This is a genomic window from Streptomyces corallincola (assembly GCF_019104725.1).
Lineage (GTDB): Bacteria > Actinomycetota > Actinomycetes > Streptomycetales > Streptomycetaceae > Streptomyces > Streptomyces corallincola.
The window spans coordinates 1-12,396 of sequence record NZ_JAHRXF010000036.1; the positions used below are offsets into that span (position 1 = coordinate 1).

At 73.6% G+C, this 12,396-nt stretch carries 9 protein-coding genes; 8 read left to right on the top strand and 1 reads right to left on the bottom strand.

Translation table 11 applies throughout. The features are described from left to right. Nucleotides 1-353 precede the first annotated feature (353 nt). A complete protein-coding gene (locus tag KUM39_RS20605; RefSeq protein WP_217787207.1) occupies nucleotides 354-2,102 on the bottom strand; it encodes a dolichyl-phosphate-mannose--protein mannosyltransferase in 1,749 nt (582 codons plus the stop codon). Between the two features lie 151 nt (nucleotides 2,103-2,253). Here KUM39_RS20605 and rsmI point away from each other — a divergent pair, with 151 nt between their 5' ends. The 8 genes from rsmI (at nucleotide 2,254) to KUM39_RS20645 (ending at nucleotide 12,314) form a co-directional block, all read left to right on the top strand. Continuing rightward, nucleotides 2,254-3,102 carry a 16S rRNA (cytidine(1402)-2'-O)-methyltransferase gene (gene rsmI, locus KUM39_RS20610; protein WP_217787209.1) on the top strand — a complete coding sequence of 283 codons (849 nt, stop codon included), beginning with the start codon at nucleotides 2,254-2,256 and terminating at the stop codon, nucleotides 3,100-3,102. Nucleotides 3,103-3,459: 357 nt separating this feature from the next. Next, nucleotides 3,460-3,867: a hypothetical protein gene (locus tag KUM39_RS20615; RefSeq protein WP_217787210.1), complete on the top strand. Its 408-nt coding sequence runs from the start codon at nucleotides 3,460-3,462 to the stop codon at nucleotides 3,865-3,867. A gap of 141 nt (nucleotides 3,868-4,008) precedes the next feature. Further along, nucleotides 4,009-4,893, top strand: a complete 885-nt coding sequence (locus KUM39_RS20620; protein WP_217787211.1) for a TatD family hydrolase — start codon at nucleotides 4,009-4,011, stop codon at nucleotides 4,891-4,893. 184 nt (nucleotides 4,894-5,077) lie between these two features. Then, the gene (locus KUM39_RS20625) at nucleotides 5,078-6,385 is read left to right on the top strand and encodes a resuscitation-promoting factor (protein WP_217787212.1); all 1,308 of its coding nucleotides are present in this window, start codon (nucleotides 5,078-5,080) and stop codon (nucleotides 6,383-6,385) included. A 72-nt stretch (nucleotides 6,386-6,457) separates the two neighbouring features. After that, the gene (gene rsmA, locus KUM39_RS20630) at nucleotides 6,458-7,357 is read left to right on the top strand and encodes a 16S rRNA (adenine(1518)-N(6)/adenine(1519)-N(6))-dimethyltransferase RsmA (protein WP_217787213.1); all 900 of its coding nucleotides are present in this window, start codon (nucleotides 6,458-6,460) and stop codon (nucleotides 7,355-7,357) included. After that, on the top strand, nucleotides 7,354-8,250 hold the full coding sequence (locus tag KUM39_RS20635) for a 4-(cytidine 5'-diphospho)-2-C-methyl-D-erythritol kinase (protein ID WP_217787214.1): 897 nt from the start codon (nucleotides 7,354-7,356) through the stop codon (nucleotides 8,248-8,250). Before rsmA ends, KUM39_RS20635 begins: the two co-directional genes overlap by 4 nt. Nucleotides 8,251-8,416: 166 nt before the next feature. Further along, the gene (locus KUM39_RS20640; RefSeq protein WP_217787215.1) at nucleotides 8,417-10,222 is read left to right on the top strand and encodes an ABC-F family ATP-binding cassette domain-containing protein; all 1,806 of its coding nucleotides are present in this window, start codon (nucleotides 8,417-8,419) and stop codon (nucleotides 10,220-10,222) included. Nucleotides 10,223-10,514: 292 nt separating this feature from the next. Continuing rightward, nucleotides 10,515-12,314 carry an outer membrane protein assembly factor BamB family protein gene (locus KUM39_RS20645; RefSeq protein ID WP_217787216.1) on the top strand — a complete coding sequence of 600 codons (1,800 nt, stop codon included), beginning with the start codon at nucleotides 10,515-10,517 and terminating at the stop codon, nucleotides 12,312-12,314. Nucleotides 12,315-12,396 lie beyond the last annotated feature (82 nt).

A 12,396-nucleotide genomic window follows, 5' to 3' on the forward strand; every position in this document is an offset into this window, starting at 1 on the left:
CACTGACCTACGTCGACCTGGTTTTGTCGCTCAGCACTCGCTCGCTCTCAACGGCATCGGCTGAACCGCACCGAGATGGGACCCCGCCAGTTACGGGACAACCCTTAGGGGCGATGCGAGCCCAACGCTACGGACTAGACGCGGACGGCACTGGCTGCGGGGTGCGCAGACCGCTGCATCTGCACGGGCCAGAAGGATCGTTGAGGCATCAGTGCGAGGGGACGGTAAATCTGCCGCAGCCAGCGCCGGGCCGTCTCTGGGCCGTCCGAGGGTGGCCAACAGCGACGGTCAAGGACCAGCAACGACCACGAGGGCACGGCCAGCGGCCGTGCCCTCGTGGGGTGTTCGCGCAGCTACACCCACGTATCCAGCCACATCCGCGCCCGCCAGGAGTCGATCGGGATCGCGGTCCCCGTGTACAGGGGCCAGAAATAGATGAAGTTCCAGGTGATCAGCAGGACCAGGACGCCGGTGGAGGCGGCGCCGATGAGGCGGCGGGTGTCTGTGGAGCCGGGGGGGCCGATGAGGGCGCCGAGGAGCATGGCCACGGCGAGGCAGAGGAACGGGAGGAAGACGACGGCGTAGAAGAGGAAGATGGTGCGTTCCTGGTAGAGGAACCAGGGGAGGTAACCGGCGGCGACGGCGCAGGCGATGGCTCCGGCGCGCCAGTCGCGGCGGAAGAGCCAGCGCCACAGGACGTACAGCAGGGCGAAGCAGCCGACCCACCACAGGAGCGGGGTGCCGATGGCGAGGACCTCGCGGGCGCACTTCTCGCCCGCGTCCGAGGGGCACCCCGCCGTGCCGGGGGACGGGGACTCGTAGAAGTACGAGACCGGGCGGCCCAGCACGATCCAGCTCCACGGGTTGGACTGGTAGGTGTGCGGGGAGGTCAGGCCGACGTGGAACTGGTACACCTCGTGCTCGTAGTGCCACAGGCTGCGCAGCCAGTCCGGGAGGAAGTTCCACGCGCTGTTCCCGCCGTCCGTCGCCGCCCAGTCGCGGAAGTAGCCGCCGGTGCCGTTCGTGGGGGACAGGATCCAGCCCAGCCAGGACAGCACGTACACCGCGACCGCCACCGGCACCGTCGCCAGGAACGCCAGCCCCGTGTCGTACTTCAGCGCCGCCACGTACGGGTGCCGCGCGCCCGCCACCTTGCGGGCGCCCACGTCCCACAGCAGGGCCATCACCGCGAACGCGGCCAGGATGTAGAGGCCGTTCCACTTGGTGCCGATGGCCAGGCCCAGCATCAGCCCGGCCGCCCACCGCCACGGCCGCCACCCGAAGCGGAACGTGTCGCCGGTCGCCCGGTCCGGCCGCACCCGGCCGTCCGCGTCCTCGGGCAGCGCGGCGGCGATCCGCGCCCGGCTCCGGTCCCGGTCCAGCAGCAGGCAGCCGAACGCGGCCACCACGAAGAACATCAGCACCCCGTCGAGCAGCGAGGTGCGGCTCATCACGAACTGGAGGCCGTCCACCGCCATCAGCATGCCCGCCAGGCAGCCGAGGAACGTCGAGCGGAACATCCGCCGCCCGATCCGGCACAGCAGCAGCACCGACAGCGTGCCGAGCAGCGCCGTCATGAACCGCCAGCCGAACGGGTCGAACCCGAACATCAGCTCGCCGAGCCCGATCACGTACTTCCCGACCGGCGGATGCACCACGTACGCCGCGTCCGCCGGGATCGGCAGGTGCCCGTGCGTCCGGAGCACCAGATCGTTGGCGTTCTTGTCCCAGTTGACCTCGAAGCCCCGGTGCACGAGCGCCCACGCGTCCTTCGCGTAGTACGTCTCGTCGAATATCACCGCCCGCGGGCTGCCCAGGTGCCAGAACCGCATCAGGCCCGCCAGCAGCGTCACCAGCAGCGGCCCGCCCCAGCCCGACCAGCGCGTGACGCGGTCCGCGAGCACCGGCGGCACGCCGAGCGCCCGCCACAGCCGGGGGTGCGGCTCGGCGTACGGCGGCACCAGCCGGTCCCGTACGTCGCCGGACGGCGCCCCCGGCACGGGGACGTAGCCGAATCGGCGCAGCCGCTGCCGCCAGGCCGGGCGCTGGTCGTGCGGTGCCTGGCCCTGACGGAAGTCCGTGGAGGACGCGGTACTGGTCACCGCGCCATCGTAGGGAACGGGACTGTGGGAGTCCCGTGCATGGGTGGTACGGGTGGGAAGTGGCCGGGGAAAGCGGGGTGCCCGCCGTGTTCCGCGGCCGGGTGGCGGTCCGGCCGGGTCCGTCACCCGGCCGCCCTGGGAGGATGGGGGAGTGACTGGAATCCTTGTCCTCGCAGGTACCCCCATCGGCGCCGTCGCGGACGCGCCGCCCCGGCTCGCCGAGGAACTCGCCGCCGCCGATGTCGTCGCCGCCGAGGACACCCGGCGGCTGCGTCGGCTGACCCAGGCGCTCGGAGTGACCCCGCGCGGGCGCGTCGTGTCGTACTTCGAGGGCAACGAGGCCGCCCGTACGCCCGAGCTGGTGGACGAACTCCTCGGCGGGGCGCGGGTGTTGCTCGTCACCGACGCCGGGATGCCGTCCGTCTCCGACCCCGGCTACCGGCTCGTCGCCGCCGCCGTGGAACGGGATGTGAAGGTCACCGCCGTACCCGGCCCGTCCGCCGTCCTCACCGCGCTCGCGCTGTCCGGGCTGCCCGTGGACCGCTTCTGCTTCGAGGGGTTCCTGCCCCGCAAGGCGGGCGAGCGGCTGTCCCGGCTCCGCGAGAACGCCGCCGAGCGCCGCACCCTCGTCTACTTCGAGGCCCCGCACCGCCTCGACGACACCCTCGCCGCGATGGCCGAGGTCTTCGGCGCCGACCGGCGCGCCGCCGTCTGCCGCGAACTGACCAAGACCTACGAGGAGGTCCGCCGGGGCCCGCTGGCCGACCTGGCCGCGTGGGCCGCCGAGGGCGTACGGGGTGAGATCACCGTCGTCGTCGAGGGCGCCCCCGACGCCGGGCCCGAGGAACTCGACGCGGCGGAGATGGTCCGGCGGGTGCGGGTCCGCGAGGAGGCGGGGGAGCGGCGCAAGGAGGCGATCGCGGCCGTCGCCGTGGAGGCGGGGCTGCCCAAGCGGGTGGTGTTCGACGCGGTGGTGGCGGCGAAGCGGGGCGAGGGGTAGGGGCGGAGGGCAGGGGGGGCTGCCGCTCACGCCGGTGCGCGGCCGGGACGACGCGCGCCCCCCCGCTTGCTTGAAACGCGCCCCCACCTGCATAAATGCCGTTCTGAGCAACCCGTTCCGCAAACGGGCGGGCGGGCTATGAGTGGGCAAAAGGCGGGGCGGGTCAGGCAAAGTCGGTCGGCCCGCTGAGCCCGTTTTGGCAAGGAACGTCCAAGACGGCTCCAACACTTGACAGGCCCCGTGCATTCGTGGTCGTCCGGGCGTCCACTGGGCGAAGGGACGTACCCGTCCCACGCCCAGGCTTGCGGGGGGAATCCCGGCAGGGGGGCGCTTGTCCGGTGGACAAGAGGAGCTGCCATGAGTGAGATCGCAGGGCGCACGGGCCGTCAGGGCTCGGCCAACGCCGTCGTCCACGAGTCGTACGCCTTCGCCTGCATGCGCTGCGGGCACGGCTGGGAGCAGTCGTACGAGATAGAGCACCACACCGACGGGGACGGGCACGAGTTCGTGCTGTACGTCGTGGACGAGCGGGTCGTGCCGTCGCCGCTGAGCCGCCCCGAGTGCCAGAACTGTGACGGGCACGTGGTGCGGATCATGCGGGCCGGACAGGTGTCGGCCGTGCGGGGGGTCGGCGGTGCGCAGCGCACCTCGGCGCCGATGGCGGGACCCGTGGTGGTCCCGGTGGTGCCCGGAGGTGCCGTGGGGCGGGAGCACCACTGGCGCCTGTCCGATCTGCTGCATCCCTTCCAGCGCAGGGCCAGCTGAGGCGGGGCGGGCCCGTGCCGTACCGGTGCGGGCCCGCCGCGTTCTTGCACGCGGTTCCCCCGCGCCCCTTGAGGAGTTCGCGCGAGCCCCTGACCAGTGGGCCCGTGCCGTGGGCCGCCAGGGGGTTCGTAGGATCGGGGCATGCCCTCTCAGGACAAGCAGGACAAGACCGCCGCGCCCCCTCTGCCCGAGCCGCTGCGGGTGCCTGTGGCGGATTCGCACACGCATCTCGACATGCAGTCCGCGACGGTCGAGGAGGCGCTGGCCAGGGCCGCGTCGGTCGGAGTGGCCACGGTCGTGCAGGTCGGGTGCGATGTGGCCGGGTCACGGTGGGCGGCGGAGACGGCCGCCGCGTACGCCTCCGTGCACGCCGCTGTCGCGCTGCATCCCAACGAGGCGCCGCGCATCGTGCACGGAGACCCCGACGGCTGGTCCCGGCAGGGCGCCCGCCGCCCGGGTGGCGATGCCGCGCTGGACGACGCGCTCGCGGAGATCGACCGGCTCGCCGCGCTGCCGCAGGTCAAGGCGGTCGGGGAGACCGGGCTCGATCACTTCCGTACCGGGGCCGAGGGCATGGCCGCGCAGGAGCGGTCGTTCCGGGCGCACATCGAGATCGCCAAGCGGCACGGCAAGGCGCTCGTCATCCACGACCGCGACGCGCACGCCGACGTGCTGCGCGTGCTGAAGGAGGAGGGCGCCCCCGAGCGCACCGTCTTCCACTGCTACTCCGGTGACGCCGACATGGCCGAACTCTGCGCCCGCGAGGGCTACTTCATGTCCTTCGCCGGCAACGTCACCTTCAAGAACGCCCAGAATCTGCGGGACGCCCTGGTCGTGGCCCCGCCGGAACTCGTCCTGGTCGAGACCGACGCGCCGTTCCTCACCCCGGCGCCCTACCGGGGCCGTCCCAACGCGCCGTATCTGATCCCGGTCACCGTGCGCGCGATGGCCGCCGTGCGCGGCACCGACGAGGACACCCTCGCCACCGCGCTCGGCGCCAACACCGCGCGCGCCTTCGGGTACTGAGCCGCCGGGCCCGTCGGCCGACACCCCCGCCCGCCACAACACCGCCCGCCACAACACCGCCCGGCCGCCCGTACGTTCGACCCGCGACGGTCCGTAGCCGTGCCGCTTTGGAGAGTGACGAACGCTCCGCTAGGTTCTGGGGGCCCTGATCGGGACCCCTCTGGCACCTCTGGAGCGTGTCGGCGTGAGCAACACCCAGTACGAGACCTACGAGCCGTACCCGGCGGCCACGCTGCCGTACGGCGGCGCCGGGCACCCGGACACCTACGCCGGGCACCCGGACACCTACCGGCCCGCGTACGAGGCGGAGGCCCTCCTCGTCACGGAGACGGCGCGGCAGGGCGCGGAGCCGGAGCGGGCGGAAGAGGCGCGGGGAGCGGGCGGCCCCCGGCCCGGACGCCGGGACGCCGTACGGCGGCTGCTGCCGCAGGCCCTCGTCGTCGCGTTCCTCGCCGGGGGCACCACCGCGTTCGTCGCGGAGGACAAGGCCGTCGAGCTGACCGTGGACGGCCACCCGCAGACCCTGCACACCTTCGCCGACGACGTCTCCGGACTCCTCGCCGAGCGCGGACTCGCCGTCGGGGCGCACGACATGGTCGCGCCCGCCCCCGGCACCGAGCTGACCAGCGGCGACGAGATCGCCGTGCGCTACGGCCGCCCGGTGCGGCTCACCCTCGACGGCGAGCGGCGCGAGGTGTGGACGACGGCCGACACGGTCGAGGGGGCGCTCCGGGAGCTGGGGGTGCGCGCGGAGGGCGCGTATCTGTCCGCCTCGCGCTCCCGGACCATCGGGCGCACCGGGCTCGCACTGGACGTACGCACCGAGCGCGCCGTCACGATCCTGGCCGACGGCCGCGCCCGCACGATCCGCACCAACGCGGCCACCGTGCGCGAGGCCGTCGAGGAGGCCGGGATCACCCTGCGCGGCCAGGACACCACCTCCGTGCCCGGCACCGGGTTCCCGCGCGACGGGCAGACGGTGACCGTGCTCCGCGTCACCGGGGTCCGCGAGGTGCGCGAGGAGGAGATCCCGTACGACGAGGAGCGCACCGGGGACGCCGGGCTGTTCCAGGGCACCGAGGTCGTCGAACGCCCCGGCGTTCCCGGACTGCGCCGCACCACCTGGCTGGTGCGCACCGTCAACGGCGTCCGCGAGAAGCCGCGCCGGGAGAGCACCGAGGTGGTCCGCGGGCCGCGCCGCCAGCTCGTCCGGTACGGCACGAAACCCCGGCCCACCTCCGTGCGGGGCGCCGACGGGATGAACTGGTCCGCGCTCGCCGCCTGCGAGTCCGGCGGGCGCCCGCACGCCACCGACCCCTCCGGCACCTACGGCGGCCTCTACCAGTTCGACACCCGCACCTGGCACACCCTCGGCGGCACCGGCCGCCCGCAGGACGCGAGCGCGGAGGAGCAGACGGCGCGCGCGAAGAAGCTGTACGTCAGCAGGGGGGCCGCGCCCTGGCCGCACTGCGGGGGACGGCTGCGGGGGTGAGGGGCGCGTCTTCGTGCCGTGCCCGCGGGTGCCGTCCGGAGGGGTCCGTCCGGCCCCGTACCCTTGTGTCCCGTGAGCAGCCCCCTCCCCGACGCCCTCCTCGGTCCCGCAGACGTCCGTGAGCTGGCGGCAGCGCTCGGTGTGCGTCCCACCAAGCAGCGCGGCCAGAACTTCGTGATCGACGCCAACACGGTCCGCCGTATCGTGCGGACCGCCGAGGTGCGCCCGGACGACACGGTGGTGGAGGTCGGGCCGGGACTCGGCTCCCTCACCCTGGCCCTGCTGGAGGTGGCCGACCGGGTCACCGCCGTGGAGATCGACGACGTACTCGCCGGGGCGCTGCCCGCCACCGTCGCCGCCCGGATGCCCGAGCGCGCCGAACGGTTCGCGCTGGTGCACTCCGACGCGATGCAGGTCACCGAGCTGCCCGGCCCCCCGCCCACCGCGCTGGTCGCCAACCTGCCGTACAACGTGGCCGTCCCGGTGCTGCTGCACATGCTCGCCACCTTCCCGAGCATCGAGCGCAGCCTGGTCATGGTCCAGGCCGAGGTCGCCGACCGGCTCGCCGCCCCGCCCGGCTCCAAGGTGTACGGCGTGCCCTCGGTGAAGGCCAACTGGTACGCCGAGGTGAAGCGCGCCGGGTCCATCGGGCGCAACGTCTTCTGGCCCGCGCCGAACGTGGACAGCGGCCTGGTCTCGCTGGTGCGGCGCACCGAGCCGGTGCGGACGCGCGCCACGAAGAAGCAGGTCTTCGCCGTGGTGGACGCGGCGTTCGCGCAGCGCCGCAAGACGCTGCGCGCCGCGCTGTCCGGCTGGGCCGGGTCCGCCCCCGCCGCCGAGGCGGCCCTCGTCGCGGCCGGGGTCTCCCCGCAGGCGCGCGGGGAGTCGCTGACCGTGGAGGAGTTCGCGCGGATCGCGGAGCACCGGGCCCAGCGGGGCGAGCGGCGGGACGGCGAGGAGCAGGGCGAGTGAGCGTCACCGTACGGGTCCCGGCCAAGGTCAACGTCCAGCTCGGGGTGGGCGCGGCCCGCCCGGACGGGTTCCACGGCCTCGCCAACGTCTTCCTCGCGGTCGGCCTGTACGACGAGGTCACCGTGACCCCCGCCGACGAACTCCGGGTCACCTGCGCGGGCCCGGACGCGGCCCATGTCCCCCTGGACCGCTCCAACCTGGCCGCCCGCGCCGCCCTCGCGCTCGCGGCGCGCCGGGGCATCGACCCGGCCGTGCACCTCCACATCGACAAGGACATCCCCGTCGCGGGCGGCATGGCGGGCGGCAGCGCGGACGGCGCGGGCGCCCTCCTCGCCTGCGACGCGCTGTGGGGCACGCGTGCGTCCCGCGCCGAACTCCTCGACATCTGCGCCGAGTTGGGCAGCGACGTGCCGTTCTCCCTGGTCGGCGGCGCGGCCCTCGGCACCGGGCGCGGCGAGGTGCTGACCCCGCTGGAGGTCGGCGGCACCTTCCACTGGGTGTTCGCGCTGGCCGAGCGCGGGCTGTCCACCCCGGCGGTGTTCCGCGAGTTCGACCGGCTGACGGCGGGCCGTACGGTGCCCGAACCCGCCGCTTCCCAGCCCGTGCTGGACGCCCTGGCCAAGGGTGACGCGGAGGCGCTCGCCGCCGCCGTCACCAACGACCTCCAGCCCGCCGCGCTCTCGCTCTTCCCCGCCCTCTGCGACACCCTCGCCGCCGGACGCGCGGCGGGCGCCCTCGCCACCCTGGTCTCCGGCTCGGGCCCGACCACCGCCCACCTCGCTCCCGACCGGGCCACCGCCGACCACATCGCCGCGGCCCTCCGCGACTCCGGCACCTGCCGGACGGTCCGCGTGGCCACGGCACCGGCGGCGGGCGCGACGGTGGTGTCCTAGAGCGCGATCAGCTCCGCGTGCGGCGGGAGATCCGGTGGCGTGAACAGACGGTCCGCGGTCGGCTCCGGCGGACGTCACCACAACGAGTGACCGCCCCCTCGCGGAAGGCCACCCCGCCCGGAGGGCCTACGCTGGAAGGTCGATCCATCCCCCTGGCAGGAGTGAAATGGCCGTCAATCTGGTCAATGTCGAGAACGTCAGCAAGGTGTACGGCACCCGTGCCCTGCTGGACGGTGTCTCGCTCGGGGTGTCCGAGGGGGACCGGATCGGGGTGGTGGGCCGGAACGGGGACGGCAAGACCACGCTGATCCGGATGCTCGCCAGGCTGGAGGAGGCCGACACCGGGCGGGTGACGCACTCGGGCGGGCTGCGGATCGGGGTGCTGACACAGCACGACTCGCTGGACCCGGCGGCGACCGTCCGCCACGAGGTCATCGGGGACATGGCCGACCACGAGTGGGCGGGCAACGCCAAGGTGCGGGACGTGCTGACCGGGCTGTTCGGCGGGCTGGACCTGCCGGGCTTCCCCAAGGGGCTGGACACGGTGATCGGCCCGCTGTCCGGCGGTGAGCGGCGCCGGATCGCGCTGGCCAAGCTGCTCATCGAGGACCAGGACCTGCTGGTGCTGGACGAGCCCACCAACCACCTGGACGTGGAGGGCATCGCCTGGCTCGCCCGGCATCTGCGGGAGCGCAGGTCCGCGCTGGTGTGCGTCACCCACGACCGCTGGTTCCTGGACCAGGTGTGCACCCGTATGTGGGACGTGCAGCGCGGCGACGTCTACGAGTACGAGGGCGGTTACTCGGACTACGTGTTCGCCCGCGCCGAGCGGGAGCGCATCGCGGCCACCGAGGAGGCCAAGCGGCAGAACCTGATCCGCAAGGAGCTGGCCTGGCTGCGGCGCGGTGCCCCCGCCCGCACCTCCAAGCCCCGCTTCCGGGTCGAGGCCGCCAACGAGCTGATCGCGGACGTGCCGCCGCCCCGCGACAGCAGCGAGCTGATGAAGTTCGCCTCGTCCCGGCTGGGCAGGACGGTGTTCGACCTGGAGGACGTCACCGTGCAGGCCGGGCCGAAGGTGCTGCTGAAGCACCTCACCTGGCAGCTCGGCCCCGGCGACCGCATCGGCCTGGTCGGGGTGAACGGCGCGGGCAAGACCTCGCTGCTGCGCGCGATGGCGGAGGCCGCCCGCTCCGAGGGCGAGACCCAGCCCGCCTCGGGCCGTATCGCGGTGGGCCGTACGGTCAAGCTGGCGTACCTCTCCCAGGAGGTCGCCGAACTCGACCCCGCGCTCAGGGTGCTGGAGGCCGTGCAGCAGGTGCGGGAGCGCGTCGATCTCGGCAAGGGCCGGGAGATGACGGCCGGGCAGCTCTGCGAGACCTTCGGCTTCGGCAAGGAGAAGCAGTGGACGCCGGTCGGGGACCTGTCCGGCGGTGAGCGGCGCCGCCTCCAGCTGCTGCGGCTGCTGATGGACGAGCCCAACGTCCTCTTCCTGGACGAGCCCACCAACGACCTGGACATCGAGACCCTCACCCAGCTGGAGGACGTCCTCGACGGCTGGCCCGGTTCGATGATCGTCATCTCGCACGACCGGTTCTTCGTGGAGCGCACCACGGACCGCGTCTTCGCGCTGCTCGGGGACGGCGCGCTGCGGATGCTGCCGCGCGGCATCGACGAGTACCTGGAGCGGCGGCAGCGGATGGAGGAGGCCGTCGCCGTGCGGACCCCGGCCGCCGCCAAGCCCGCCACGACCGAGCGCAGCGCCGCCGACCAGCGGGTGGCGAAGAAGGAACTCCAGCGCATCGAGCGGCAGTTGGACAAGGTCTCCGAGAAGGAGGCCAAGCTGCACGCCCGGATCGCGGACAACGCCACCGACTTCGCCAGGGTGGCCGAACTGGACGCTCAGTTGCGCGACCTCGCCGGTGAGCGGGAGGAACTGGAGCTGCGCTGGCTGGAACTGGCCGAGGACGCGTAAGACCCGACGGGGGCCAGGGGGGGCGTTCGCGGGTGCGTTCGCGGGGCGCTCACGGCGTGCGCGGCGCGTGCGGGGTGGGTGCGCGCGCCGCGTGGAGGGGGCGTGAAGGCGCGTAACGGCGGCATCACAGCCCGGTTCTCCCTTGGGCACAGGCCCCGTTCGGGACCCCTGCGCGGGCCGGGCCTGGTGATAGAAAGACCGTCGAGAACGTGTCGTACTGCTCCCTCGGGGTCCTGGAACGCCCCTGGGGAGCGTGGCGCGAAAGCAGTGAACAAGGGGGATGTGAGCGCTGATGACCCAGCCACCCGGTCAGCCGCCGCAGGACGGCTTCGGAGCACCGCGGGAACCCCAGCCGCCCCAGCCGCCCCCGCCCGGCGGCCACGGCCTGCCGCAGTCCCCGCCCCCCGGCCCCTACGGGTCGCAGCCCGGCCCGTACGGCACCCCGGCCCCCGGACCCTACGGGTCACCGCCCCCCGGCCCCTACGGTGCTCAGCCGGGCCCCTACGGCGCTCAGCCGCCCGGCCCCTACGGCACCCCGGCCCAGCCGCCGCCCCCGCCGGGCTACGGCTACCCCCAGCAGCCCCCGCCCCCGCCGGGGCAGCCCGGCTACGGCTACCCCCCGTACCCCGGCGGTCCCGGCACTCCCGGCGGCGACCGGCCGTCCCGCAAGGGCCGTACCGCCCTGATCGTCGCCGCCGCCGTCACCGCGCTGGCCCTCGTCGGCGGTGCCGTGTGGGCCTTCACCAGCGGCGGCGGGGACGGCGGCAAGCCGGTCGCGGGGCGGAGCGACGACGCCAAGCAGCCCTCCGGCGGCCCGTCCGCCTCCGCCTCGGTGGACGACGGCGACGGCACCGGCAACGGCGGCACCGACGACCTCAACGCGGGCCGCAAGGCGGGCGACGGCAAGGTGCTCTGGAACAAGACCGCCCCCCAAGTGCCCGGCAGCGGCGCCGCCGCGCCCGGCCTCTGGGTCACCGGCACGGCCGTGGTGAAGCCCGCGTACAAGCAGGTCTTCGCCTACCGCGTCACGGACGGCGGGCCCGCCTGGGCGCCGATCACCCTCCCGCAGAAGATCTGTGCCGTCACCGCCCGCCCGTCCGCCGACGGCAAGGTCGTCGTCGCGTACATGGACGGCGTCAGCGACCGCGCGGAGTGCAACCAGCTCCAGCAGATCGACCTGGCCACCGGCAAGCGCGGCTGGCACACCGAGGTCGCCGACGGCGCCCTGTTCGACAGCACCCTGAACATCGAACTCACCGTCAGCGGCAAGACGTTGATGGTGGGCCGGTCCCAGTCCGGCACCGCGCTCGACCTGGCGACCGGTCACAAGCTCTACGACAAGAAGAAGTACGGCACCGCCTGCTACCCGGCCGCGTTCGCGGGCGACGACAGCCGGATCATCCAGGTCGCCTCCTGCGAGGCGGGCAAGTCCACCGCGCACGACGAGATCCAGGAGTTCGACCCGGCCACCGGAAAGGCCCGCTGGACCCGGAAGGTCACGGCCGGATGGCGGGTCGCGCGGACGTACTCGCTGCACCCGCTGGTGGTCTATCTGACCAACCAGGAGAAGAAGGCGTGGAACATCTCGACCGTCGGCGACGACGGCAGGTTCCGCTCCGAGGTCAAGGTGGACGAGAAGTTCCAGCCGTCCTGCGGCTTCGCCATCCTCCAGCGCGCCCTCCAGGGCTGCCAGGGCGTCGCCGCCGACGCCGACACGCTCTACCTGCCCACCCAGGCCACCGGCGGACCCAACGAGATCGTCGCCCTCAGCCTCACCACCGGCAAGGAGAAGTGGCGGATCAAGGCCCCGGACGGCCGGACGATGGTCCCGCTCGGTACCGGGGGCGGTCGGCTGACCGCCTATGTGGCACCGTCGTACGACGCGGGCGGCCAGGTGGTGTCCGTGCCGACCACGGGCGGAACCCACCCCTTCACCACGCTGCTGCGGAACCCGCCCGGCGCCGCGAAGGTCGAGCGGACGTACTTCAGCCCGCTGACGGCCTGGGTGGACGGCCGCTTCTACCTCGCCACCAACCGGCTCTCGGGCACCGGCGACGCGGACCAGAAACTGATGACGGCCTTCGGCAAGTGAGCAGCCCAGGCCCCCTTCCCGGTCTCCCGTCCGGTCCTCCCGCCCTCCTCCCGCCGCCCGGCCCGAGCCTCACCGAGGTGCC

Excerpts from the sequence above, each read along its gene's own strand:
- KUM39_RS20615 (WP_217787210.1), top strand. The coding sequence starts at position 3,460 with ATGAGTGAGATCGCAGGGCGCACGGGCCGTCAGGGCTCGGCCAACGCC.
- KUM39_RS20620 (WP_217787211.1), top strand. The coding sequence starts at position 4,009 with ATGCCCTCTCAGGACAAGCAGGACAAGACCGCCGCGCCCCCTCTGCCC.
- KUM39_RS20640 (WP_217787215.1), top strand. The coding sequence starts at position 8,417 with ATGGCCGTCAATCTGGTCAATGTCGAGAACGTCAGCAAGGTGTACGGC.
- KUM39_RS20645 (WP_217787216.1), top strand. The coding sequence starts at position 10,515 with ATGACCCAGCCACCCGGTCAGCCGCCGCAGGACGGCTTCGGAGCACCG.